The following is a 24,799-nucleotide window of genomic DNA, read 5'->3' on the forward strand; positions in this document are numbered from 1 at the left end:
GGTTGGTATAGTTTGAAAACTCATACACTATCTTACCGTAGCGGTTGAAGATGCTGATCTTTCTTACCTGAAGACCTGAAAGGTCGAAGTTGTCGTTCTTACCGTCTCCGTTTGGTGAGATACCTTTAGGGATAAGACACGTTGTTCCGTTTGCTTCAAATAATTCGTCCACTCCACAATTAACAGTTGATACAACTTTTGGTACTACGGTAACAAGGTAGTTTCCTGAAGTTGTAACTGTTACTGATGAAGCATTTCCAACGACTGTACCATCTGAATCAGTCCAAGTAAATGTGAAGTCATCTTCTGATAAATTTTCATTTATAATGGTTGCTTCGATAATATAGTTAGATCCTTGGCAAGCTCCTGTTACAGAAACTACTGGGCTTTCGATAATCGAAACTTGGAACTGACTTTCATCTGAACATGTTCCTCCTGTTGAAGCAAAAACATAAACAGTTTGTGTCGTGTTAAGTACCGTTCCTGCTGGAAGCGCTTGACCTCCACCGTTTGGCTGTGTAAAATAACCATTATTTGCAGTTAACGGTAACAATGTAAACGAATCACACATTTCAACATCTGCAATTACATCAGCAACGGGCAATGCATTAACAGTAATTTGAGTTGTAAAACTTCCACCTGTATTACATCCTGAAGGAGCTATCGTGTAAGTTACATCGTGTGTTCCAACAGTTGCTGAAGACAAATCAACTTGTCCTGTTACTGGATCAACAGTAACCGTACTTGATGCGTATGAACCACCTGTCGTAAATCCAGAAGCTGGAATTGGCAGTGGGTTTGATGTTTCTGCAATACAAACTGCTGTATAAGAGAAGTTTGTTACAACCGGTGTGCTCTGGTTAATTGTTACAAGAAACTGACTTTGATCTGAACAAGATGTTCCAGATGAAGTATAGATGTAAACAGTTTGTGTTGTATTAAGTACTGTTCCTACTGGAAGTGCTTGACCACCACCGTTTGGTTCTGTAAAATATCCATTATTTGCACTTAAAGGCAATAATGTATAAGAATCACAAACAGTAACGTCTGTCATTACATCAGCAACTGGAAGAGCATTAATTGTAATTTGAGCTGTAAAGCTTCCTCCTTCATTACATCCTGTTGGAAGTAATGTGTAAGTAACATCGTGTGTTCCAGAAGTAGCAGTAGACAAGTCAATTTCACCTGTTGTTGGATTCACAGTTACATCAGTTGATGCAAAAGTACCTCCTGCTGAGAATCCTGTTACTGGTATTGGCAAAGGATTTGTAGCGTCTGTACAAACTGGTGTTGCATAAGAGAAAGTGGTAACAGATGGTGTACTGCTTCCTAATTGCAATTGGAAAGTCTTAACGAAGAAACAGTTTGATCCTGGATAAGATATTCTAACAAAAATAGTTTGTCCTGGCGTTCCTGCATAAGCTTCTGGAGTTGGAATTGCCGCTGAGCTGTCTCCTAAATCTGCCGCTTCCTGCGTTAAATAATATTCGATAATGATATCTGTTGCTGGATTTGAACCAATGATTGTTGCTGTGTTTGGCGTTAAATCAAAGATTGGGTTTCCAGTTGTAGAACATGATACGATATCAACAGGATCATTAGTTGGTAATGGTTCTGTAGTTCTGATTGTAACTTGACTTTCAACGGTAACAACTTGACCACCACATGTTTCATATGTTGCTTGAGCTACCATTTCAGTTAACTCAGTTACACAAACTTGGATATCTTGTGAATTACTGAAGAATTCTCCGTTTTTAAGCCATTGGAAATCTACGTTAGATGCACCTGTTGGAGAAAAACGATATGCTTCTTCAACTGCAGACCAGTTTCCTGTATTTCTGCCTGCTGGAGAATATGCTAAAGTTCCTGCAGTGTTTTGAATACCTATAACACCTTGACCTCCGTTAGCACCAGTTGGCCAACCGTTACAAGGCTCTCTTCTTTGTACATAAACTTCAATGATGTTTGAAATTTCATAAATTACAATTTGAGAAGTTTGCGGTCCAGTTGCAGCGCCACATTGAAACTGTAGCACGTTAGAGAAATTAACCACCAAAGCTCTACATGGATATGTTCCTAAAACTTGGTAATTGATACTAACTGGTGCAGTTGTATTTGGTGTCGCTGGATTCAAATCTTGGTAAACTCCATAGATTGCATTTTTAATTGGGAATGCAGTATTTGGGATTGTTTGACCGTTAAACTGCCATGGACAAAATCCTGGTGCAGCTTGAGGAGTAAACGTTACCAATCCGTTTGAACCAACTTGCGCAGTGCTATAGTTTTCTCCGAAGAAACAGAAATTGAACGGTAAATTAATAACCGGTGACCAAATATCATCCGTAGAAATATTCATCGGCGTTCCTCCTGTGAAAGGAAATGGCGGATTGTATGCAATTGGTGCAACATCATAAGATGTTGTAGCTCCAATTCCAAAATAGTTAGCAGATAAGTCAACACAATTGTCTTCTTCTGCACATAAAATAATTTCTTGATCAACGATATCAACTCCAACTCCGATAAGATCTACTGAAGCACATCCTGGAGGTGAATAAACTGAAAATGCTGATGGACCTGCCCAGAAGCTAGAATCTGTTGGAGAACAAATTGCTCTAACATAGAATTCATAGAAAACTCCGGTTTGTGGTGTAAACGTGTAACTAGGAGTTCCGTTAACAGTTGCTGTTGGCGTTACTGGAGCGCCTGAACCTGCAACCTGAACTACTACTTCCCATTGTGTTTCAGTACCTACTGGTGTCCAAGTAAGTTCTAAGTTTGAGTTATTCGTGTTACTTGAAGCCAATAAGTTTATTGGAGCAGGACATGTTAGCTGAGAAAGATTAATGTTGTCAACTGCAGCTGGTGGTTGCGCTCCTCCACTTCCGTCATTTCTCCATTCAAAAACAAGTCTCATTGTTTGACCTGCGAATCCTGTAGCTGGGAAAATAAAGTTTGGAGAAAGCCATGGAGCAGAGTTATTAAAGTTAGCTCCAATTTGAACTCTTCCTGGGCCCGCAGTAATTTGTGTTCCTGGTACTGGATTAAAAGTTGTTGGGACAGCCCATACTCTCATATAATCATAGAAAGTTGTAGTAAATCCTTCACCCACTGCTTTCCAATCAAATGAAAGGCTCAAATCACCAACTACTGCCGGCATTTGAATATCTCTATAAGCGTGAACTACTGAAGTTGAACCAAGAGTATAAGCATTTGCAGCATTATTATTAGAAATATATAATGATTGCGTTCCGCCATTGCTGGTTGCAGTTCCCACTATCCATTTGTTAACTTGAGTTCCGTTATTTAATGTCCAAGTGTTTGGACCTTCGAAACCTTCAATAAAGTTTAATTGTGCTGGAATTTGAGTTGTAATCACTTGAACAGGTCCTGTCCAAGTACTTGTTCCGTCAACACCACAATTACTTCTTACCCAAACATAATAAGTTGTCGAAGGCGATAAACCTTGCAAAGTAGCATTTGGAGTAGTCACGTTTACAACTGTTGAAGTTGTCGTTGGTGGTACATTGGTAGTTGAAACATAGTAGTCATATGAAGCTGCTCCGCCTGTTGGAGGAGTCCATGAAATTCCTGCAGTAGTTTGTCCTGCTGTATTTACAATTAATGCTGATGGAGCCGAACATGTAATTACGTTAATGTTTACATTATCAATCGCACCAGGTGGTTGAGTTCCTCCACTTGCGTCATTTCTCCATTCAAAAACAAGTCTCATTGTTTGACCTGCAAATCCTGTAGTTGGAAGTACATAATTTGCTGTTGCGTAAGTCGCAGATGCATTTAGGTTTCCGCCTAATTGAACTCTACCAGCTCCTGCAGCAATTTGTGTTCCTGGAGTTGGGACAAAAGATGTTGGCACAGCCCAAACTCTAATATAATCGAAAGTGCTTTCTCCAACTGCTCTCCAGTCAAATGCTACGTTTAATTCATTAGCTGTAGCTGGTATAGTTAAATCTCTATAAGCATGTACAGTTGATGTTGAAGGCAATGCATAAGCATTTGTAGTTCCGTTAGTATTAGAAATGTATAATGATTGAGTGCCCCCATTGCTGGTTGCAGTACCAATTACCCATTTATTAATCTGATTTCCGTTTAGAATAGTCCAAGCCGGAGTTCCTTCAAAACCGTCAGTATAAGTAAGTGTTCCTGGTATTTGTGTTGTAGATATTGACAACGGACCAGTCCAAGTACTTGTACCATTTGCTCCACAGTCAGTTCTTACCCAAAAATAGTAAGTTGTTGACGGAGTCAATTCTGTTAATGGTGCACTTGTTGTTGCAGCAGTCCCTGTTGGGGCAGTTGTTGCAACTGGTGCCGTATTTGTTGTAGAATAATAATATTGATATGAACCTCCTCCATTTGCAGGTGCAGTCCATCCCACTGTTGCATTATCTTGTCCCACTGTTTGAACAACCGGAGCCGATGGCGCAGAACAAGTAATTACGGTAAGATTAATATTATCGATTGCAGCTGGTGGTTGAGTTCCGCCACTACCGTCATTTCTCCACTCAAAAACAAGTCTCATTGTTTGACCTGCAAAAGTAGTTGCTGGAACTACGAAGTTAACATTCGTGTAATTAGCGCTTGCGTTAAGATTTGCTCCAATTTGAATTCTTCCAGCACCAGCGGTAATTTGTGTACCAATTACTGGAGTAAAACTAGCTGGAACCGCCCAAACTCTAATGTAATCAAAAGTGCTTTCTCCAACGGCTTTCCAGTCAAATGATAAGTTTAATTCTCCTGTTCCTGCCGGAATAGCGATATCTCTATATGCCTGAGCTGTAACCGCAGTAGTTAAAGTATAAGCATTTGCAACACCATTATTGTTTGAAATGTATAATGCTTTTGTACCACCGTTATTTGTGGCAGTTCCAACTGCCCATTTATTTACCTGATTACCATTGTTGAGTGCAAAAGTATTTGTTCCTTCAAAACCTTCAACAAATGGAACAGTCGCAGGAACCTGTAATGTATTGAACAAGAATGGTCCCGCCCAAGCACTATATGTTCCATCCGGACATTGTGCTCTTACATAATATTGATAAGCGTGTGAATCTAATAATACCCCAGGTTGATATGCAGTATTTGTAGTAACATCAACGCCTGCTCCAGTCGGTATTGGAGCACCAGCATCTTGCAACGCAACTTGCCAAACAGATGCTAAATTTCCTGGGTTATCCCAAGTTAAAGTTGCAGCAGTTTGCGTAACGTTTATTGCATTTAAATTTGTTGGTGGCGTACAGTTTACTTTTTGGATTACTAAAGTATATGCAGCTGTTTGCGGAGCAGCATTTGTAGAAATAACAATGATATAAGTCTGTCCAGCAGTTACAGCCAAAGCAGGAATTTCTCTAATTCCAACTGCCGCATTCGCAACACCAGCAATACAGCTTACTCCAACGTTAGAACATCCGTTATAAACAAAAAGTCCTGTAAAAGTTGAAGCTGCATTTCCTGGCGTCATAGAAATATTAATAACTCCAGTTTCAGTTGCAGTATAAGAATAAAACACATCGTTTCCTGTCATGTAATTCGTCGCAGAACCACAGTTTGTACCTTGATTTACATCTGTCGTATCACCATAATTTGTAGTATTGTCAGTTGTACTGTATGGCAAGCCTGTTACCGAAATCGCCGAACTACATGTAAAACCAGGAGCTCCGGTTGTAAATGTAAATGGCCCGACCCATGCACTTGAGGTTCCAGAACCGGTACATAATGCCCTAACGTAATATTTATACTCTGTATTAGGAGTAAAAGCTGTCTGTGTCAATGGACTTCCATAAGCGGTAGTTGTAGCCGCATAAGGAAGTAATCCGTTGTAAGTAATCCCACTGTGAGTAGTTGGAACAGCAGCTGTTCCTGGAAGAATTTCAATTTCCCAAGATGTTGCACCACTAGGGTTTAACCATCCTAAATTAGCTGAATTCTGAGTTACACCGTTTGCATAAAGTCCAGTTGGGTCAAGACATTGCTCCACGATATTTACAGTATCAATTAACCATCTTTCTGAAGAAGGAGAAGGTGTTACCTGCGTGTTTTTTAATACAAATGCAACATAAACTGTTGTTCCTGCTGTTAAACCTAAAGAAACTGTTTTCTCTTCATATTGGTTATAAACAGCATTCAAATCTAGCTCATTCCAAGTCTTTATGGTTGTGAACGATGATGCATTTGTTTGAGAGGTAGTTGAAACTCTGATCTCAAAAATAGACCCTTGGTTACCCGCAGTCTGAAGTCTAGTGAAAAATTTCAGCTGACCGTTGTTAGGAACAACAACTGCTGGCGTTACAAGCCAGTCTTCTGAAGTATTTCCTATTCCAAGGTTATCAACTGTTCCGTTCATTTGAACGGCTCGAGTTCCTTGATGAACTAATGCCGGCGATGTCGTTGGCGCCCAAGATACTTGAGTTCCAACACCATTGTCAAAAATAGCCCACGAACCCGATGTCAATGCCCATGTGCCACCCGATGGGTTGACTGTGCTATTATCAAAACCTTCAGAGAGCTGTGAATAGCCCAAAAAGGATGAAAAACACATTAAAAGCAATAATGTAATTTTTTTCATAAATGAAAATTTTAGGTTGTTTGATAAATATTGTAGGTTTTTAGAACTCCAAATTTAACTAAATTTAAGAATATCATAGCATAAAAATAACTTTTAACTAAATTGTTTCTAAAGTTTAGGCAGTTTCGTAAAGCGTCATCAAAGATTTCCTGCTAAAAAGTGGTAGATTTGTACTATATTTATATTCTATGCTAGAAAAAGAAACTATAAAATTTGAAAAGACGGTTATCGTTGGAATCGTGACGCAAAATCAAAATGAGGAAAAATTAACCGAATATCTTGATGAGCTTGAATTTCTGACGTTTACCGCCGGAGGTGAAGTCGTTAAACGATTTTCACAAAAAATGGAACGTCCGAACCCGAAGACTTTTTTGGGAACCGGAAAAATGGACGAGATCAGTCATTATGTAAAAGAACACGATATAACAACGGTAATTTTTGATGACGAGCTTTCGCCATCGCAGCAAAAAAATATTTCGAAGATTTTAGTGGAGTGCAAAGTCTTAGACAGAACGAACCTCATCCTTGATATTTTTGCGCAAAGAGCCGAAACTTCTTATGCAAGAACGCAGGTGGAATTGGCACAATGTCAATATTTGCTTCCGAGACTTTCTGGAATGTGGACGCACTTGGAACGCCAAAAAGGTGGTATTGGGATGCGTGGTCCTGGAGAAACTGAAATTGAAACAGATAGACGTATTGTTCGTGACCGAATCTCTTTATTGAAAGAAAAAATTAAGGTGATCGACAAACAAATGTCTGTTCAACGCGGAAACCGTGGCGCAATGGTTCGCGTCGCTCTGGTTGGATACACAAACGTTGGGAAATCAACCTTGATGAACGTAATTAGCAAAAGCGAAGTTTTTGTGGAGAACAAATTGTTTGCAACTTTAGATACTACGGTTCGAAAAGTGGTGATCAAAAACCTGCCTTTTTTGTTGTCTGACACTGTTGGATTTATCCGAAAACTACCGACGCAGTTGGTTGATTCGTTTAAAAGCACGCTTGATGAAGTTCGCGAAGCTGATTTACTTTTGCACGTTGTTGATATTTCGCATCCTGATTTTGAGGAACATATCGCTTCGGTAAACCAAATTTTGCAAGATATCAAAAGTGGTGACAAGCCAACGATTATGGTTTTCAATAAAATTGATGCTTACAAACATTTGACGATTGACCATGATGATTTAATTACCGAAAAAACCAGCAAACATTACACTTTAGAAGAATGGAAATCGACGTGGATGTCAAAAATGGGCGAAGATAAAGCGCTATTTATTTCTGCGGTTAACAAAGAAAATTTCGAGGAATTTAGAGAAAAAGTTTATGAAGCCGTAAGAGAAATTCACATTACAAGATTTCCTTATAATAAATTTTTATATCCGGATTATCACGAAGCTCCGGATGAAAAGGAAGTTTCAGAGGAATAAAGTTCTTTTTTGCAATATTGCGACAGGGATTGACGCGGAAAGCTTTTCTTTATTTTTTTTAGAGATGCCTGAGCGAGGAAGCGACCAGCGGAAGCTCCCACAGCCAGAGCAACTCTTAAAAAGTAAAGAAAACTTGTAGCAAAAAGCCCGGCCGTTCGCCATAAAAAAACCTTCATTAAAGCAATGAAGGTTTTTTTATAACTTATTTTCAGGAATTAAAATCCATAATTGGCTCCCACGCCAAATACCTGTCTGATCTGAAATCCTTGATAGGCGTTATCGTCATAAATGGTTTGGAACGAAAGATTTGTGGAAAGATATTTGTTGATCTTCATCACGATATTTAACTGGTAATCTAAATCTACGTTTTGCGGATCTTCTAAATAATTTGAGTATAAATTCAAGATATTTTCAAAAGTCACGTTCGCCATTATATCTAGTTTATAATAAGCTGAAGCATTGAAACCCAACTCATAACGCATTGATTTTCCCTCGTCAACACCAAAGTATTCGGCATCTGGAAGTGTAAAGTTTTTGTCTACAAAAGTGAATTTTGAAGTGGCCGGAGCAAAGTTGAATTTCAAGTTGTCATCACGTTTCCACATCACACCTGGACCAAAAGAGAGGTAAGCCGGCGACAGAAAATTGGTGTATTCTGTTCTGATTTCTACTCCGTCTAGGTCTTTTCCGTATTCATAACCTTTAGAAAATTGGGTTCTGAAATTTAAAAAACCAGAGTAATACCAACGGCTATCTGGCGCGAATTTTTTTCCTAAAAGGGAGTTTAATTCTAAACGGTCATCGGTTTTTTTGGCAAAAGAACTGGTTCTGGTTTTTACGACTCCATAAGACGCGATGACCTTGTTATCCCAGCTGATATCGTCTTTTTTATAGTTGAAATCATAGTTGACGCCGATGGTTCCAGAAATGTTGTTTTCTCCTCCTGCAAGCCAATTGTCAAAAGTGGATTGGTTGAAAAGCAACGAAGCGTTTCCTTTTGTTTTCCAATGTTTTACTGTGTCATTTACAACAGCAGTTGAATCTTGGGCATTTGCAGTAATCATTCCGAAAACGCTTAGCAGAACGGCGGTGATTTTCTTAATCATATTTAACAGTTTTTAACAAATATAATAAAATCACCGTTTTTATAGGTAGAAATCAGGCAAAAACTTTAGAAATTATGGCAAAAGAAAACCGCAGATTCACAGATTTTTTGATTTCATCTGCGAATCTGCGGTAGTATTTTATTTCTATTTATTTGCTCTTTTTATACAACGGAACGGCTGAACAAGCTTCGCCATACATGATGCTTCTTGCAAAAGGTTGCAATTTTTGGGAAGCTAAAACGTAAGCTGACATTGGCACCGGCTTTTTTGAACATCCTTTTATAATGACTGGTTTTCCTTCAAATTTTGAATAATCAACATTTGGTAGGATTTCTTCGTATAAAGAAGTTTCTAAATCTTCTAAAGTGCCGCTCACAATTTTTTTGGCAAATGGCGACAAATGAATGGTTACCAAAATCGAAGCCCAAGCCGGAACTATCGCATCTGTGCTACAAAAAACCGCAACATAAGCATCTTGGTATTGACTCCAGTCGTGGTTTTTTAAATGTTCTCTAAAGTCTTTTTCGCGCAATAAAAATCCTCCAAGAAGCCACTGCGAAATGTCTAATTCCACACGGTTTCCCTTTGGATAATAATCTTCCAAGTCAAAAATCTCGAGAACGCTATTTGCGACTTTATTTATAATTTCACCTTCCATATAATTGCAGATTTTAGATTTCAGATTTCAGTGTGCTTGCAACATAAAATCTGAAATCTGCCAACTTATTTACAGCATTCCTAATTCTAATTTTGCTTCTTCGCTCATCAAGTCTTTGCTCCACGGCGGATCGAATGTTATTTCAACTTCGGTTGCTTTTACATTGTCTAATTTATTGACTTTGTCTTCAACTTCTCTTGGAAGCGTTTCTGCCACAGGGCAGTTTGGCGATGTCAATGTCATCAAGATTTTTACTTCATAATCAGTATTTACCATTACGTCATAAATCAATCCTAATTCATAAATATCAACCGGAATTTCTGGATCATAAATTGTTTTTAAAACTTTTACAATGTCTTCTCCGAGTTGGTTTGTGTCTATTTCTTGTTCCATTTTTATTGTTTAATTTTTAGCATTAAAAGCCAAAGCATACATTTTAATCTGTTTAATCATCGAAACCAATCCGTTCGCGCGCGTTGGCGAAAGGTGTTCTTTCAAGCCAATTTCGTCAATGAATTTTGTGTCAGAATCCAATATATCTGAAGGTGTTTGGTTGGAAAATGTTCTGATTAAAATCGCAATAATTCCTTTGGTCAAAATAGCATCGCTATCGGCGGTAAAAACAATTTTTCCATCGTTTTGTTCGCCGTGGAGCCACACTTTTGACTGGCAACCTTTAATTATATTTTCTTCGACTTTATATTTTTCATCAATTAAGGGCAATGTTTTCCCAAGGTCGATGACATATTGGTAACGTTCGTCCCAATTTTCTTCGTCAAACATAGAAAACTCGTCCTTGATTTCTTCTTGTATTTCCTGAATCGTCATTTTATTTCTTGTCTAAAGCTGAAACTTCAATAATTTTATTAACCAAATCTTTAATTTCCGCTGGCGGATTTCCGTGGTCAAACGTTGAACTTTCGTATGTTTTGTCTTTGTAAATCACTTTTAATTCTGCCATCATCGCTCCGTCATAAGCGCGTTTGTCTGAAGGCGCTTTTAACTCACGAATTTTTGTAACGTCCACTTTTGAAAGTAAAGTCAACAAAGAATTCCAATCGCTTTTTGACAACGATCCTTGAACTGGCAAGCCACCGCGAGTTTTTATCGTAAAAATGGTATCTTGTTTCACAAGCGCTTTTTTATAGCTTCCGCGTGTATTTGCTTCATATTCAAAAGAAATCTTTTCGCTTTCCTTTTTAATCTCAGAGTTTGTGCATCCTTTTGCCATAAAAAGCATCAGAATAAATGTGGTTAAAATTTTCATAGTTTTTGGTTTTTAAGTTTACTGACAAATTACGAATAATTATGACAACATCGTTACTGCTTTTTTCACAGCTTCGACCAACGCATCAATTTCTTCTTTTGTATTATAAAACGAAAACGAAGCACGAATTGTTCCGGGAATACTGAAGAAATTCATAATTGGTTGCGCACAATGGTGTCCGGTTCTGACCGCAATTCCTAATTTGTCAACAATCGTTCCAATGTCATACGGATGAATATTTCCTACGTTGAAAGAAATCACCGAAGTTTTATTGTCCAAAGATTTTGGTCCGTAAATTTTCAAGCCTTCTATTTCAGAAAGTCGTTTTGTTCCGTATTCCAAAAGCTCATGTTCGTATTTTGTAATATTATCGAAACCAACTTCATTTAAATAATCAATGGCTGTTCCAAGAACGATTCCGCCGGCGATATTTGGCGTTCCTGCTTCAAATTTATGAGGAAGTTCTGCGTAAGTTGTTTTCTCAAAAGTCACTTCCTTAATCATTTCGCCACCACCTTGATACGGAGGCAATTTGTTCAACCATTCTTCTTTTCCGTATAAAATCCCGGTTCCGGTTGGCCCGCAGATTTTATGTCCAGAAAATACGTAGAAATCACAATCCAATTCTTGTACATCCGGCTTCACGTGTGGCGTTGCTTGTGCGCCATCGATTAAAACCGCAGTTCCAAATTGGTGCGCTTTTTCAATAATTTTTTTAATCGGATTTATGGTTCCTAAAGCATTTGAGATATGATTTACCGCAATGATTTTTGTTTTTCCCGAAAGCAATTTTTCAAATTCCGAGAAAATCAACTCGCCATTTTCATCCATCGGAATAATGGTCAATTTCGCACCCGTTCTCTCGCAAAGCATTTGCCAAGGAACAATATTCGAATGGTGTTCCAAAGCCGAAACCATCACCTCATCGCCTTCTTTCAACAACGAAGCAAATCCGTTTGAAACCAGATTGATTCCGTGTGTGGTTCCTGCCGTAAAAAGCACTTCATAATTGTGTTTGGCATTGATGTGATTCTGGATTTTCACGCGAGAAATTTCGTAAGCATCTGTTGCCAATTGGCTCAACTTGTGAACGCCACGGTGAATATTGGCATTAATTTCTTCATAATAAGAAGCAATCGCGTCAATAACCACTTTTGGTTTTTGTGAAGTCGCCGCATTATCAAAGTACACCAATGGTTTGCCGTTTACTTTTTGCGAAAGTATCGGAAACTGGGCACGAATTGTTTGAATATCTAACATTGTATAATAGGAAATTGATGCAAATTTACGGTATGTTTCTTTAATAGAAGAAGAATTAAGATAGAATTAAACTTCCCAAACATTTACCATTTTTAACTTTTGTAACTACAAAATTAATCATAGTTTTGCGGTTATTTAGATTTAATTAAAATAATAAACACACAAACCAATGAAAAAAATAAGCATTTTATTAGTTGCAATCGTTTCATTAGCAACGTTTTCTTGTAAAAAAGAAGAAACAAAAGTAGAAGAAACTTCTGTTGAAGCAAAAACGGAAGCACACAAAATCGTTTCTTTAAACGGAGCTGTAACTGAGATTGTTGCCGCTTTAGGCCATGAAAAAGAAATTATCGGAGTTGATGTAACTTCAACTTATCCAGAAAATATAAAAACTACGGCAAAAGATTTAGGCCACGTTCGTTCGATTTCTATCGAGTCAATTATCGCTTTGAAACCAACGGTAATCTTGGCTACAGAAAAAGATTTGAGTCCAGAATTAGCTGAAAAAATCAAAGGTGCTGGAATCGAAGCTCACATTTTTAAGCAAGATTTTACAACCGAAGGTTCAAAAAAATTAATCGCTGACGTTGCCGGGGTTTTAAAACACGCTGATTTCAAGGCTTTGACTGATAAAATCGATGCTGATTTGGCAAAAGTACAGCCAATTGCAAAAGCTCCAAAAGTATTGTTCATTTACGCTCGTGGAAATGTTTGCATGGTTGCCGGAACAAACACACCAATTGAAAAAACAATTGCTTTGGCAGGTGGTCAAAATGCAATTACTGAATTTGAAGATTACAAGCCAATGACTCCAGAATCATTAGTAAAAGCAAACCCTGATGTGTTTTTATTATTTACATCTGGTTTAGAAAGCCTTGGCGGTGTTGACGGATTGCTTAAAATTCAAGGTGTTTCTCAAACAAATGCCGGGAAAAACAAAAAAGTTATCGCTTTAGACGGAGCTTTAATTTCAGGTTTCGGACCAAGAGTTGGCGAAGGAGCTGCAGCTTTAAATGCTGAATTGGTTAAAGCTGTAAAATAATACTATCCTAACAGGTTTTAAAAACCGGGTTAGGTATCAACTTTTCATCAACCATAAAAGTCTGAAAATTAGTTGATTTTATAAATACCTAACAGGTTTTAGAAACCTGTTAGGATATACAAACAAAATGCAAAATAAATTACCGTTATACATTTTCTTAAGCCTTATTTTATTGATTTTACTTGCCGTAACTTCTTTATATATGGGAGTTTATGAATTTGAAAAACATTCTTTCTTTGAGATTTTTATGGCTTTGTGGAATGATGACAATAGCATTCCGGCGAGCGATAAATTTGTATTGATGAATTTAAGAATGCCGAGAATTGTGATGGCGATTTTAGTCGGAAGTGCTTTGGCGGTTTCAGGAACGTGCCTTCAAGGAATGTTCAAGAATCCCCTCGCCTCGCCTGACTTGATCGGAATTACGATGGGAGCTTCGCTTTTTGCAGCAATTTCAATTGTCTTGGGAAGCTACATCAAGCCTTACATTCCAGAAGTTTTTCACTTTTCAATGTTGAGTATTGCAGCTTTTCTAGGCGCTTTATTGACAATGACAATGGTTTACCGAATTTCCACAACCAACGGAAAAACAAACGTAATTGTAATGTTACTTTCCGGAGTTGCAATTACTGCGATGGCTGGCGCGACGACTGGTTTTTTAATTTATCTTTCTAAGGAAGAACAACTTAGAGATTTGACATTTTGGAATTTGGGAAGTCTCGGCGGTGCAACTTGGACAAAAAACGCAATTTTGGCAGTTGTCATATTGATTGCTTTTTTCTTTTTAATTACGAAAGGAAAAGCCTTAAACGCAATGATGCTTGGCGAAAGAGACGCTCAACATTTGGGAATTCCGGTAGAAAAAATTAAAAAAAGAATCGTGGTTTTAACTGCTTTGATGGTGGGAACTTGCGTTGCTTTTTCAGGAACCATCGGCTTTGTCGGTTTGATTGTTCCTTATATTTTAAGATTGATATTCAAATCGAATTATCACATAATTCTGCCGATGTCGGCTATTTTCGGAAGCATTTTATTGCTTTCAGCGGACACGATCAGCAGAACGATTGCCGCTCCATCTGAAATTCCAATTGGGATTTTGACTGCTTTTATGGGAGCGCCAATTTTTATCATCATTTTAATTAGAAGCAAAAAAACGATGTAATATGTTAGAAGCCTGTAAAATTTCGTATTCGCATAAAAAAATTTCCATCTTGGAAAACATCGACGTGACCATAAATTATGGCGAATTGCTGGTAATTGTTGGTCCGAATGGTGCCGGAAAATCGACACTTTTGAGTATGTTGGCCAATGAAATGAAGCACAATGACGAACCAATTGTTTTCAAGAAAAAGACTTTTGAGGCTTGGGACCAAAAGGAATTGCCGCTTCACAAAGCCAAGTTTTCACAGCAAAACAGTTCTGATATTCCGTTGACGGTTATGGATGTTGTGATGATGGGACGTTATCCTTATTTCAACTCGATACCGCATCAATCGGACATCGACGCGGTTCTGAAATCTATGGCAGAAACTGATGTTGTAGCTTTTAAAGACAGAGATTACAACACGCTTTCTGGTGGCGAAAGACAGCGCGTTCATTTGGCCAGAGTCTTGACCCAGCTGGAAAATGACGTGGCGCACAAGCTTGTTTTTATGGACGAACCTTTGAATAACTTAGACGTTTTACACCAGCACAGAATCTTGCATACGGTAAAAAACTTTACGGAAAGAGGAAATACCGCGGTTGTCGTTTTACACGATTTGAATTTGGCCGCGCAATTTGCTGATTCTGTATTGCTTATGCAAAAAGGAAAAATCGTCAATCACGACAAGCCAGAGAAAGTTTTTACCAAAGAAATCATCAGCAAGGTCTATAATTTTCCTTGTACGATTTGCCTTAATCCCGTGAATCAAAACCCTTTAATCATTTTTGGAACATAATATTTTATATAAATACAAATGGATACAATCACAAACAACCTGAAATCACAGTGGGAAAAGCTGAAAGCCGAAAGCCCAAATTTGAGAATCCGTAATGCAGCAGAGAAACTTGGCGTTAGCGAAGCAGAATTAGTAGCGACACAAGTGGGTGAAACAGTAACGAGACTTCGTCCTGAGTTTTCGGCGCTACTTTCTGATATTGAAAAATTAGAGAAAGTAATGGCTTTGACCAGAAATGAAGAGTGCGTTCACGAAAGAAAAGGAATTTACTTGAATCCAGATTTCAGTTCGCCACATGCTGGCTTGTTTGTGGGTGAAGATATCGATTTGCGTATCTTTTTAGGCCATTGGGCCAAAGCTTTTGCGGTTGCTGAGAAATCAGAACACGGAGACAGAAAAAGCCTTCAATTCTTCGGAAAAGACGGTTTGGCGATCCACAAAATTTATTTGACAAAAGACAGCAACGATGCGGCTTTTGACGAATTGGTTGCAAAATACAAATCAGATGATCAATCTATAGACGAAAGTACAGTTGAAGTGCCGTTGAATATTGACGAGAAAGCAGATGCTGATATTGACGTTGCTGGTTTTCAAGCGGCTTGGGAAACATTGAAAGACACGCACGAATTCTTCGGAATGCTTCGTAAATTTGGAGTAACCAGAACTCAAGCTTTGCGTTTGGCTCCGAATGAAAACTACGCTAAAAAAGTAGAAAAAGAAGTTATCGTAAAAATGCTTGAAGGCGCCGCAGAAAGCAAATTACCAATTATGGTTTTTGTTGGAAACAGAGGAAATATCCAGATCCACACCGGAAGAGTTCGTAAAACAATGTGGCATGGCGACTGGTTCAACGTCATGGATCCAGATTTCAATATGCACCTTGATATGTCAAAAATCGCTCAAACGTGGATCGTGAGAAAACCAACAGAAGACGGTGAAGTAACAGCAATCGAGGTTTTCAACGAAATGGGCGAAATCATCGTTCAATTCTTCGGAAAAAGAAAACCAGGAATTCCTGAATTAAAAGAATGGAAAGAACTGGTTGCGACTTTGTAATCGTTTCTTTTTTAAAATAGAAATCCCTGCAAGTTTTTAATTTGCAGGGATTTTTTTATGCTTAAATCTTTGTAATCACCAATTCTACTCTTCGGTCTAAATCGGCACCTTTGCCTAAAGGTTGCGTGTTTCCGTAACCTTTAAAAGTCATTCTTTTTTTGTCTATTTTTTTGAAAGACAAGTATTTAAAAACAGCTTCTGCTCTATTGGATGACAATTTTCTTTTCTTCGTATGCTTGTCAATCGCTTCTTTATGAAAAGGCGGCGTGCAGCAAACGTGTCCTTGAATTTCAAATTCTAAGTTTTTGTAACGATGAAGCGCTCTCGCCATTCGGTCCAATTCTGTTTTGGATTTTAAGGTCAATTTACTGCTTCCTTTTTCGAATAATAATTTATCCAAATAAATGCGATCGCCAACAACGTGGGTTTTATGAATTTCGCTGTAAACTCCCGGAAGTTCTAACTTTTCAATCGGAATTTCCTTGAAGTTCATTACAATATCCACACGGCGGTTTTTAGAACGAACTTCGGTTAAATTGTCAATATCGTCTTCAATTAAAACGCGTCCGCGACCTTCGATTGTAACTATGATTTTACTTTTTACACCGCTTTCCACGATTTTTTCTTTCACGGCATTGGCACGACTTGTTGACAATTTAAAATTGTATTCGTCTTTGCCACGGTCGTCGCAATAGCCATAAATGCTGATGGATTCAATTCTGGCAGAATCTACTTCGGTTACAAATTTTGTAATTTCTTCTACTTTAGCATCAGCGATACCAAATTTTGCGGTTTCAAAATAAACAGAATGCACGACTTCCTCTTGAGCCGAAAGCATTCCGAAAATAAAAAGTGGTAGTATTTTTATAAATCGGAACATTACTTCAACAGAATTTTATTGTATTCTGAAGGATTTGCCAAAAGCGCCGTTGCCTTTTTAATTTCAGAATTATTTTTAGTGTAATATTTGTACAAGCCTTCTTTATACTGGTATCTTCTTATGATTTCATCCAAGATTAATTCCTTGATTTCAGCTTGATGTTTGTTCAATTGCGTTTCATCACTTTTTTGCAAAGCTGTCAGTAATTGCTGCACTTCGCCTTTAATATCTTCGTCAATTTTTTCCTTTTTTGCCGCTTCTAAAGTTTTGGCCAAAGCCTGCTCTGTTTCGGTATCAAAAGAGAATTTTTCTTCCTTTAAAAATTTCTTGAAATCTGCATAATCTGCATCAGAAACCGTTGGGATTTTTTCGCCAAGCGCCGGATTTTTATAGTAATATTTGGTAACGTAGTTAAAGATTCCGTCGTTTTTAACCAATGATTCTGTGATGGCGCTCAATTTGGCTTCGGCCAATTCCAAATCGGGTTGAATACCGCCACCGTCATAAACTGTTCTTCCTTTTCTAGTTTTAAACGCGTTGTAGTTCTTGGCATCGGTTCTAACGGCTTTTCCATCTTTGTCCTTATGCCAATAATCCAAAGCCTGAATACATCTGCCAGAAGGCGTGTAATAACGCGAAATCGTGACTTTAACCTGCGTTCCATAAGTCAAGTCGATTGGGCGTTGTACCAAACCTTTCCCGAAACTTCTCGCGCCAACAACTACTGCTCTGTCCAAATCTTGCAACGCTCCCGCCACAATTTCTGATGCCGAAGCACTTCTTCCATCGACCAAAACTACTAATGGAATTTCTGTATCAACAGGCGTTTTTGTAGTTCTGTATGTATTATTGTGTTTTTCAATATGTGATTTTGTCGTCACAATTGTTTCGCCGGCAGGCACAAAAAGGTTGCAGATATTTACGGCTTCGCCCAAAAGTCCGCCTGGATTTCCTCTTAAATCCAAAACAATTCTTTCGGCACCTTCACTTTTTAATTGTTCCAAGGCCGCTTTTGTTTCTGCAGAAGCTTTTGCATTAAATTGACTTAGAACAATATATCCGGTTTTGTCGTCAATTTTAGAGAAAAACGGAACCGCTTTCACATCCACTTCTTCTAAAACCAACGTAGTGGAATTTGGTTTTCCTTGACGTAAATATTTGATGTCGATTTTGGCGTTTTTGGCACCTTTTAAAAGCGTTGAAGCGTCTTCCTTAAAATCAGACAACATAATATCACCAATTTGTATGATTTCGTCGCCCGCTTTCAATCCCGCTTTGTCTGCCGGATAATTTTTATAAGGTTCTGTGATGATTAATTTTCCGCCTTTTCTGGAAATCATGGCGCCAATTCCGGTGTATTCTCCGGTATTGTTGATTTTAAATTTTACCACATCTTGCTCATTGAAATAAACCGTGTATGGGTCTAATTCCTGCAACATATTTTTAATTGCCTTGTCCATCAAATCACCCGGATTTGTTTCGTCAACATAATTCATATTCACGGTCTTGAACATCATCGTGAAAATTTCAATCTGCTTGGCAATCTCAAAGAAATCATCCTTGAAACTCGCCCCGACATAAAATAATCCTCCAGCAACCACGGGAAGAATGTATCTCTTTTTTAAAAATGCGTACATATTTTTAAATTTTTTTCTGCTTTTTGCAAGGTTTTGTTTGCCTAAATATTTAAATATAATATTGAAACTCCGCTTACAAATAATAAAATATTGAAAGTTGTAAACTTAGTAAAAATCAAGTTATTATCGAGTAATGTTATATTCAGATTCTTAAATTGAAATTTATATTTCAAAACAAAGATTGTATTTACCAGTTTACGTTATTCGAATGACAAGTGCATAGCTTTAGATGACAAACACCAATCAATTATATTTCCTTTCTCATCAAATTCAAATGTAAAAGTCCTTTCGTTTTTTTCAATAAGCTCCTCTATTTGAACAAATATTCGATTATTAAAAGTGTAAGCATTGGAAACTGAGACATAATTATTACTGTTTGAATATTTGTTGATGTGCTTGACCTTTTTAAATTGCGTCTTGTTTAGTCTTTTTAAATCTAATAAATACCCTTGAAAATATTTAGATTTTTGATAAACTTCAATTTTCTTCTCGTTAAATATTTTATCCTTAAGACACTCTGCGGAAATATAAAAAAGAGAATTAAAATCTGTTGAAACTTTTAATTTTTCTTTAAATTGAGAAGTTCCAATAATTTCAGAACAATAAAAATCAAACGCGATTTGTTCGTGAAAAGGGATATCTGATTGCGCGCGACAACTTCCCATCGATACGATGAAAACAAAGGCGATTGTTACTGCTGTCTTTATTTTCAAATTCATAAATTCTTTGCGAAAATCTTTTTTTACTTTGCGTTTAATTCGTTCATCTGCATCTGGAATTTCTCAAAAAGCGCAATCGTCTTTTGATTTATTTCCTCATAAGAAAGTCGGTCCTTTGTTTGGTACAAAAGCATAAACGAATACGGCTCTTGTAAATTTTCTCGAAGCAATTGTTTGTTCAATCGATATGTCTCTCTCAAAACTCTCTTGAAATAATTGCGGTCTACGGCTTTTTTAAAATACTTTTTTGAAACCGAAACGCCCATTTTAAATTCTGGATTTTCTCCAAAGGTACTCTTGGCATAAACTAATCTTAACGGATATTTTGACACCGATTTTCCTTCGCGAAACATCAGGTCAATGGTCGTCTTGCTCTTTAATTTCTCAGATTTTGGATACGTATGTATTTTTTCTAGGCTCAAAATTCTTACGGATAAATATTGTAAACAATCTTCAAATCAGGATAATTTATATAAAACTGAATGCGATTGTCTTGCTTTTTTCTGGTAATAACTTCAATGATACAGCGGTCTCCACTATTATCTACACAATTAAAAGTCATCGTTTTATCGGTATCATTTTCAATCGTGGTTCCATAAACTTCGATGTTGTAAAGCTGGGTTTGTTGGGAATTTACCACGATTCGGTTTTTATCTCCGTCTAAAGTGATAATCAAATTTGTGTCTTTAAAATCAGACCATTTTCCCCATTTTCCTTTGGCGTCTTTTTCCAAAACGCTGTAGCTGGAAGTCTTGAATCTGTATTTTTGCGCAAAAGTTTGTTGCGTTCCAAGGAAAATAAAAAACAGCAAAGCCAATGTTTTTAATGCTTTCATCTTAAAATTTATAAAGGTGTAAAGTTACAAATATATTTCGATTGGAATATTTTGGCAAACCAAAGCTTCCGGAAAAATCAATACCATTAAAAATTATGCCAAGTTTATAACGCAGAAAATTGATTTTTGGTAATTCTTCCTCACATTTTTAGTAAAATTTCTACACAATAATCCACAGAATTCCCCAGAAATTTGCTTTGGAAGAAATTTTAAAAATGACTGAATTTGTTTTCTTTACAGGCAGAAACTTCTTTGTTTATTGGCTTTTACAATGACTTTCTTATTGTCAATTAGCAAAACAAAATCTCTTGGCACTGAAATTGTCTTTTCTATTGGAAAGAATTTAATCAAAAAAATAAATACTGATATGAAAAATTTAATCTTAAGCGCTGTAATGTTGACAGGAATTGTAACATTCGCACAAGAAACACCAAAAAAAGCTACGAAAGCTACAAAACAGACGACGACAAGCACGACTGTTAATCCAGCGACGCAAACTCAAGTTACGAAAACGACTGAAGCAAAAACTGACGCTAATGGCGACAAACAAGTTGAAACTTCAACTACGGTAAAAGCTGCAACGCCAGGAACACCAACACAACCAGTTGCTGCGCCAGGAACGAAAACGACTACAACAACGTCGGTTTCAAAATAAGACACAATCCTAACCAACCAAACAAACCAAGAGAACGCCTTTAGAGAAATCTAAAGGCTTTTTTTATGCGTTTTTGATTAATTTCTTTGCAATTTCATTCAGTTCTGAGCGATTTTGGTCAATATAAGCCAAACCGGCCTGAATCAATTCATAGATATTTTTATCAGAAACATCGTCCATTTCTGAAGAAGCATTTTTTAATTGAGGCATCAATCGGTGGTAATTTTTCTCGTTTCTGGGACCTAACGTTTCATACATTTTTTTGACGTGATAATCAGTTGTTTCCACATTGGCAGAAAGCAAAATATCAATCAGCGGTTGAATCCATTTTACTTTTCCGGCGTTTTGAAATTGCTTGTATGTATATGGTTTTAAGACTTCTCCAGTTCCAACGGATACAATAATCATATCGTTAATATTTGGAAAATCAGGTTTCGAAGGATTATTTAAAACTTTCGAAAATTCAATTTTTCGCGCTTCCGCGTAAGCGCATAATGCGGGATTGTTGGCATAAACGCCACCGTCAATCAAGGTGAATTCTTGACCGTATAATGATTTTATTTGCGTCGGTTCAAAATAAGTCGGCGCCGCAGAAGTCGCTCGGCAGACATCTTTCACATAGAAATTTTCTAGTTCGGAATTAGCAGTGTGGCTAGTAAAAAATTTGGCTCTTCGCTGAAAAATATCATAGGAAGTTATTAAACTTGGCTTGATGAAATCCTTGATTTGCAAGGTTCCAAAAACTTCGTTTAATTGTTTTTCCAAAGACTTTTGCGAAATCTTTTCATTGAAAAGCCCAAACGGATTAATGATGTGTTGCCAAAAAGTAACATTGAAAATAGTTTCTCCACGTTTTGCATATAAATCCAATGCCGTTTCCACCGAATATTTTGCTTTTTTATTATTGTCAGGAAAAAGTAAAATTGAAGCTAAAATACCGCCGGTGCTCGTTCCCGCAATCAAGTCGAAATAATCCCCGATTTTTGCTGTTGGATTATCTAATTTCTGAATTTGTTCTTCAATATATTTTAAGATGACGCAGGTGATAATTCCCCTGATTCCACCGCCATCAAGACTTAAGATTCTAATTTTATTTGCCACTTTTACAATTTAGGTTTTGAAAATTCATGATTTAGGATTGGTACTTTTAAATGCTTAAGATTACCGTTTTAAGCACCGTTTTAAAGATGCTGTTTTTTATATTATTCAGCTTGATTTTTGACAAACCCGCGCCTTGCAACGCTTTTAATGTGACCAAATCCTGCTGACTTTTTAAAAGCCACGCAAATTCTTCTTCGGTTAAAGAGCCAGCGACCAAAAGCAATGACCATCGTTCTAATTTTTCTCTAGATTTTTCTAAGAAATCTTTCACGTCCTTCTGAATTTCTGGCTTAAATTCTTTGTATTTTTCACCTAACAATGTCACCAGATTTTTTCTCAATTCTTCCAATAATTTCTCGATGTCCATGGCTTATTTGTTTAGGTTGATTAATTCTAAAAGGCTGTCTTTCGATTCTTTGTCTTTCTTTATTTCATACTGAATCAGCAAATCTAAAGCTTCCAAAACTTGCTTTTTTGACTCGGTTACAAATGTTGGCGAGAGTGTTTCTTTTTCCTTCCATCTTTTAAAAAAACCTCCAACAAGATTTTTTTCTGGATCAGATAAAACGTTCCACATTGCGAAGGTTATCTCGTTGTTTGGCTTGTTTTTTTCATATTCAGAAAGCTTTTCAATATTGAGCAATAACGCTTCCACCTCAGCCGTATTTTTTGAAAAAGGCGTCGTGGCTTTGTCCATCAATTTTGAAGTTTCTACCTTTAATTCTGTTGTTTTTTGGTAAGAATATTGGTCGAAAACAGCCGTTCTTGTTGACTCACAAGAAACAATTGTCATTGTAAAAAGTACAATTGCAAAGTATTTATTTTTTAGGTTCTTCATCTTTCGTTTCGTTTAAAATTACGTATCCGGTTTTGTCTTTTTTCAATTTCGAAAGCTTTTGCCAGCTATTTAAATACCTCTTTTCAAAATGTGGCATGTCTTTAAAGGTTTTCCAGTTTCCGCCCCATTCCCAGCTGTGTTTTGCAAAAATTTTGACACATTCATACCAATCTGCAATCTTATCATTATCCCAATCTTTTTTGGTATCCCAAGACGCTTCTTTTCCGTCAATGATCAAGCAGATATCCACCGCAAAACCGTAATTGTGGATGGACTGTCCGCCTTTTGCATTGGTAACTTTTTTACCAGAAGCTGTTCTTCCTTTAGCATATAGAAGATTTTGTTCTTCTATTGTTCTTAATCCTTCGGTGATTCTGATTTTGGCTTTGCCAGTTAAAGCCTTGTCACATTCTTCGATAATTAACGTAACCTCTGATCTAACAGACGGATGAAGTTTGTCGATTCGTTGTTGGGTAGGTTTGTCCATATAATTCATCTGTATTTATTGTTGATGCAAATATACAATATTATAATCTTATAATTTGACATTATTTAAGATTATTTTCTAATAATAAATTTCGAGTTGATTTTTATTTATTTAAAAGTAGTGATTTTTATGTATGGCGCACTAAAATCTATTGGTTTAGAATTACTACAAAAAAATACCTTCAGATGAAGATATGATTTGTCATACTGTTAAAGTTACGATGATGGCGGATTTTTAACCGTGAAAATTGGCCTTCCCTTTCTAAAACCACCCTTGAATTATCTCCCAAAGCTCGTCTAAAAATGTTTTTAGATTCTTAGATTTTTCTCTGATGTAGGTGAAAATACTTAAAAGATTTTCAAAGGCTATGACGGCTCCTTTTTTAAGCTTTCATAAAAAAAAGCTACTCGAAAGTAGCTTTTAAACAATCATTAACTGTTTTCTTCAATGAACTTTTTAAAGTCTTTCATAAAAGTAATAAACTCATCGTGGGTTAATTCCAAAGGTTCTACTTCTTGCTTTGCTCTCATGGCGAGCTTGTCAACCAAGAGAACGCCAAGCTCATTGGCAAATACCGTTACGTCTTCATTGCCCCAAACGTATGGGTTTTTAGTTTTTTCTAAAGAACGATTGCTTTCAACTTTATCTATGATTTCCTGGATTTTTTGAGTCGTCCAGCCTGAGTCACTGAATCTAAACAAGACATTAATTCTTTCTTCTTCTGGCATTACACCTAAGATTACAGTACCTGTTGTTTCTATCACTTCTTTATAGAATATATATTTCATTTTTTATTAATTTAAATTATTGGATACGCATTCATTATATTTCCTAAATCATCGACTTCTATTCTAATCTTAAAACCATTAGTTGTAAAATTTTCATACTTATCAAATAAATCTGTAGGACCTTTTTGTAGTTTACCAACCCCTTTCGCTACGGTATTCTCATATACAAAAGCAATTTCTTCTTGTATCCTTTCTAAGCTCCAATTTTTAGGAAATATAGAAGATTCCTCAAATTTGGGAAATTTTTTCCCTTTTAGCGATTTGATAGTCACCTTTGCTTTAAAGGGAATATCGTCAGCCAATTGTGCAACTTTTGATATTCCGGTGGGAAGGTAATTTTATCTACCGTTAAAAACTTGTTTAACCAATGCCCGCCCTGTCCTCGTGTTCCTACATAAATCCACGATTCTATAGGCCTCCAAACTGAATCTAATTTTACTTTAACTTTTAAAATTTCTACATCTCCGCTTAAATGATTTACAAAATTCTCGTCAAATTTATGTAGCCATTTCCTTAA

At 36.9% G+C, this 24,799-nt stretch carries 24 protein-coding genes; 6 read left to right on the plus strand and 18 right to left on the minus strand.

Features of this window, described 5'->3' with window-relative positions; genetic code table 11:
• A partial coding sequence (locus ACFPVY_RS11785) for a fibronectin type III domain-containing protein (protein ID WP_379792257.1) occupies nt 1-6,583 on the minus strand: 6,583 nt, incomplete at its 3' end.
• Nucleotides 6,584-6,771: 188 nt separating this feature from the next.
• On the opposite strand from ACFPVY_RS11785, the gene hflX reads away from it, so the two are divergent.
• Nucleotides 6,772-8,013, plus strand: coding sequence for a GTPase HflX (gene hflX, locus ACFPVY_RS11790; protein WP_379792258.1), 1,242 nt, complete (start codon nt 6,772-6,774; stop codon nt 8,011-8,013).
• Nucleotides 8,014-8,228: 215 nt separating this feature from the next.
• Here the strand turns inward: hflX and ACFPVY_RS11795 are convergent, their stop codons facing one another.
• The 6 genes from ACFPVY_RS11795 to ACFPVY_RS11820 form a co-directional block, all read right to left on the minus strand.
• The gene (locus ACFPVY_RS11795; RefSeq protein ID WP_379792701.1) at nt 8,229-9,116 is read right to left on the minus strand and encodes a DUF3078 domain-containing protein; all 888 of its coding nucleotides are present in this window, start codon (nt 9,114-9,116) and stop codon (nt 8,229-8,231) included.
• A gap of 151 nt (nt 9,117-9,267) precedes the next feature.
• Nucleotides 9,268-9,777 (minus strand): DUF2480 family protein, encoded by a 510-nt coding sequence (locus ACFPVY_RS11800; protein ID WP_379792259.1) that lies wholly within the window; start codon nt 9,775-9,777, stop codon nt 9,268-9,270.
• Between the two features lie 69 nt (nt 9,778-9,846).
• On the minus strand, nt 9,847-10,170 hold the full coding sequence (locus ACFPVY_RS11805) for a DUF59 domain-containing protein (protein WP_379792260.1): 324 nt from the start codon (nt 10,168-10,170) through the stop codon (nt 9,847-9,849).
• Between the two features lie 9 nt (nt 10,171-10,179).
• The gene (locus tag ACFPVY_RS11810; RefSeq protein ID WP_379792261.1) at nt 10,180-10,605 is read right to left on the minus strand and encodes a SufE family protein; all 426 of its coding nucleotides are present in this window, start codon (nt 10,603-10,605) and stop codon (nt 10,180-10,182) included.
• Nucleotide 10,606: 1 nt separating this feature from the next.
• Complete coding sequence (locus ACFPVY_RS11815) at nt 10,607-11,044, minus strand: hypothetical protein (protein WP_379792263.1); 438 nt, start codon at nt 11,042-11,044, stop codon at nt 10,607-10,609.
• A 39-nt stretch (nt 11,045-11,083) separates the two neighbouring features.
• Nucleotides 11,084-12,304 (minus strand): aminotransferase class V-fold PLP-dependent enzyme, encoded by a 1,221-nt coding sequence (locus ACFPVY_RS11820; RefSeq protein WP_379792265.1) that lies wholly within the window; start codon nt 12,302-12,304, stop codon nt 11,084-11,086.
• A gap of 169 nt (nt 12,305-12,473) precedes the next feature.
• On the opposite strand from ACFPVY_RS11820, the gene ACFPVY_RS11825 reads away from it, so the two are divergent.
• From ACFPVY_RS11825 to ACFPVY_RS11840, 4 genes are all read left to right on the plus strand, one after another.
• A complete protein-coding gene (locus ACFPVY_RS11825) occupies nt 12,474-13,346 on the plus strand; it encodes a heme/hemin ABC transporter substrate-binding protein (protein WP_379792266.1) in 873 nt (290 codons plus the stop codon).
• Between the two features lie 127 nt (nt 13,347-13,473).
• On the plus strand, nt 13,474-14,508 hold the full coding sequence (locus ACFPVY_RS11830) for a FecCD family ABC transporter permease (protein ID WP_379792267.1): 1,035 nt from the start codon (nt 13,474-13,476) through the stop codon (nt 14,506-14,508).
• Between the two features lies 1 nt (nt 14,509).
• Nucleotides 14,510-15,286, plus strand: coding sequence for a heme ABC transporter ATP-binding protein (locus ACFPVY_RS11835; protein ID WP_379792268.1), 777 nt, complete (start codon nt 14,510-14,512; stop codon nt 15,284-15,286).
• 18 nt (nt 15,287-15,304) lie between these two features.
• Nucleotides 15,305-16,342, plus strand: coding sequence for a hemin-degrading factor (locus tag ACFPVY_RS11840; RefSeq protein ID WP_379792269.1), 1,038 nt, complete (start codon nt 15,305-15,307; stop codon nt 16,340-16,342).
• 61 nt (nt 16,343-16,403) lie between these two features.
• Here the strand turns inward: ACFPVY_RS11840 and ACFPVY_RS11845 are convergent, their stop codons facing one another.
• The 5 genes from ACFPVY_RS11845 to ACFPVY_RS11865 form a co-directional block, all read right to left on the minus strand.
• Nucleotides 16,404-17,222: an OmpA family protein gene (locus ACFPVY_RS11845; RefSeq protein WP_379792270.1), complete on the minus strand. Its 819-nt coding sequence runs from the start codon at nt 17,220-17,222 to the stop codon at nt 16,404-16,406.
• Entirely contained in the window at nt 17,222-18,859 is a 1,638-nt protein-coding gene (locus ACFPVY_RS11850) for a S41 family peptidase (RefSeq protein WP_379792271.1), read from the minus strand. The genes ACFPVY_RS11845 and ACFPVY_RS11850 overlap by 1 nt, the downstream gene beginning before the upstream one ends.
• A 200-nt stretch (nt 18,860-19,059) precedes the next feature.
• On the minus strand, nt 19,060-19,578 hold the full coding sequence (locus ACFPVY_RS11855) for a hypothetical protein (RefSeq protein WP_379792273.1): 519 nt from the start codon (nt 19,576-19,578) through the stop codon (nt 19,060-19,062).
• Nucleotides 19,579-19,601: 23 nt separating this feature from the next.
• Complete coding sequence (gene rnpA, locus ACFPVY_RS11860) at nt 19,602-20,000, minus strand: ribonuclease P protein component (protein ID WP_379792275.1); 399 nt, start codon at nt 19,998-20,000, stop codon at nt 19,602-19,604.
• Nucleotides 20,001-20,005: 5 nt separating this feature from the next.
• A complete protein-coding gene (locus ACFPVY_RS11865) occupies nt 20,006-20,413 on the minus strand; it encodes a hypothetical protein (RefSeq protein WP_379792277.1) in 408 nt (135 codons plus the stop codon).
• A gap of 367 nt (nt 20,414-20,780) precedes the next feature.
• Between ACFPVY_RS11865 and ACFPVY_RS11870 the strand changes: the two genes are divergently transcribed.
• Entirely contained in the window at nt 20,781-21,068 is a 288-nt protein-coding gene (locus ACFPVY_RS11870; RefSeq protein WP_379792279.1) for a hypothetical protein, read from the plus strand.
• 63 nt (nt 21,069-21,131) lie between these two features.
• Here ACFPVY_RS11870 and ACFPVY_RS11875 read toward each other — a convergent pair whose 3' ends face one another.
• From ACFPVY_RS11875 to ACFPVY_RS11900, 6 genes are all read right to left on the minus strand, one after another.
• Nucleotides 21,132-22,169 carry a patatin-like phospholipase family protein gene (locus tag ACFPVY_RS11875; RefSeq protein WP_379792280.1) on the minus strand — a complete coding sequence of 346 codons (1,038 nt, stop codon included), beginning with the start codon at nt 22,167-22,169 and terminating at the stop codon, nt 21,132-21,134.
• Nucleotides 22,170-22,215: 46 nt separating this feature from the next.
• On the minus strand, nt 22,216-22,536 hold the full coding sequence (locus ACFPVY_RS11880; protein ID WP_379792281.1) for a hypothetical protein: 321 nt from the start codon (nt 22,534-22,536) through the stop codon (nt 22,216-22,218).
• Between the two features lie 3 nt (nt 22,537-22,539).
• Complete coding sequence (locus ACFPVY_RS11885; RefSeq protein WP_379792283.1) at nt 22,540-23,007, minus strand: hypothetical protein; 468 nt, start codon at nt 23,005-23,007, stop codon at nt 22,540-22,542.
• A complete protein-coding gene (locus ACFPVY_RS11890; protein WP_379792285.1) occupies nt 22,988-23,494 on the minus strand; it encodes a M15 family metallopeptidase in 507 nt (168 codons plus the stop codon). The genes ACFPVY_RS11885 and ACFPVY_RS11890 overlap by 20 nt, the downstream gene beginning before the upstream one ends.
• Before the next feature lie 431 nt (nt 23,495-23,925).
• Nucleotides 23,926-24,282, minus strand: coding sequence for a hypothetical protein (locus ACFPVY_RS11895; protein ID WP_379792286.1), 357 nt, complete (start codon nt 24,280-24,282; stop codon nt 23,926-23,928).
• Between the two features lie 11 nt (nt 24,283-24,293).
• Nucleotides 24,294-24,584 carry an EndoU domain-containing protein gene (locus tag ACFPVY_RS11900; RefSeq protein ID WP_379792287.1) on the minus strand — a complete coding sequence of 97 codons (291 nt, stop codon included), beginning with the start codon at nt 24,582-24,584 and terminating at the stop codon, nt 24,294-24,296.
• Nucleotides 24,585-24,799: the final 215 nt, after the last annotated feature.

This window comes from Flavobacterium qiangtangense, from assembly GCF_042658345.1.
Classification (GTDB): Bacteria; Bacteroidota; Bacteroidia; order Flavobacteriales; family Flavobacteriaceae; genus Flavobacterium; species Flavobacterium qiangtangense.

Coding starts and splice junctions, on each gene's coding strand:
- ACFPVY_RS11845 (WP_379792270.1), bottom strand. CDS start 17,222: ATGTTCCGATTTATAAAAATACTACCACTTTTTATTTTCGGAATGCTT.
- ACFPVY_RS11865 (WP_379792277.1), bottom strand. CDS start 20,413: ATGAAAGCATTAAAAACATTGGCTTTGCTGTTTTTTATTTTCCTTGGA.
- ACFPVY_RS11895 (WP_379792286.1), bottom strand. CDS start 24,282: ATGAAATATATATTCTATAAAGAAGTGATAGAAACAACAGGTACTGTA.
- ACFPVY_RS11825 (WP_379792266.1), top strand. CDS start 12,474: ATGAAAAAAATAAGCATTTTATTAGTTGCAATCGTTTCATTAGCAACG.
- ACFPVY_RS11855 (WP_379792273.1), bottom strand. CDS start 19,578: ATGAATTTGAAAATAAAGACAGCAGTAACAATCGCCTTTGTTTTCATC.
- ACFPVY_RS11890 (WP_379792285.1), bottom strand. CDS start 23,494: ATGGACAAACCTACCCAACAACGAATCGACAAACTTCATCCGTCTGTT.
- ACFPVY_RS11835 (WP_379792268.1), top strand. CDS start 14,510: ATGTTAGAAGCCTGTAAAATTTCGTATTCGCATAAAAAAATTTCCATC.
- ACFPVY_RS11805 (WP_379792260.1), bottom strand. CDS start 10,170: ATGGAACAAGAAATAGACACAAACCAACTCGGAGAAGACATTGTAAAA.
- ACFPVY_RS11885 (WP_379792283.1), bottom strand. CDS start 23,007: ATGAAGAACCTAAAAAATAAATACTTTGCAATTGTACTTTTTACAATG.
- ACFPVY_RS11815 (WP_379792263.1), bottom strand. CDS start 11,044: ATGAAAATTTTAACCACATTTATTCTGATGCTTTTTATGGCAAAAGGA.
- ACFPVY_RS11880 (WP_379792281.1), bottom strand. CDS start 22,536: ATGGACATCGAGAAATTATTGGAAGAATTGAGAAAAAATCTGGTGACA.
- ACFPVY_RS11810 (WP_379792261.1), bottom strand. CDS start 10,605: ATGACGATTCAGGAAATACAAGAAGAAATCAAGGACGAGTTTTCTATG.
- ACFPVY_RS11820 (WP_379792265.1), bottom strand. CDS start 12,304: ATGTTAGATATTCAAACAATTCGTGCCCAGTTTCCGATACTTTCGCAA.
- ACFPVY_RS11850 (WP_379792271.1), bottom strand. CDS start 18,859: ATGTACGCATTTTTAAAAAAGAGATACATTCTTCCCGTGGTTGCTGGA.
- ACFPVY_RS11870 (WP_379792279.1), top strand. CDS start 20,781: ATGAAAAATTTAATCTTAAGCGCTGTAATGTTGACAGGAATTGTAACA.
- hflX (WP_379792258.1), top strand. CDS start 6,772: ATGCTAGAAAAAGAAACTATAAAATTTGAAAAGACGGTTATCGTTGGA.
- ACFPVY_RS11800 (WP_379792259.1), bottom strand. CDS start 9,777: ATGGAAGGTGAAATTATAAATAAAGTCGCAAATAGCGTTCTCGAGATT.
- ACFPVY_RS11830 (WP_379792267.1), top strand. CDS start 13,474: ATGCAAAATAAATTACCGTTATACATTTTCTTAAGCCTTATTTTATTG.
- ACFPVY_RS11840 (WP_379792269.1), top strand. CDS start 15,305: ATGGATACAATCACAAACAACCTGAAATCACAGTGGGAAAAGCTGAAA.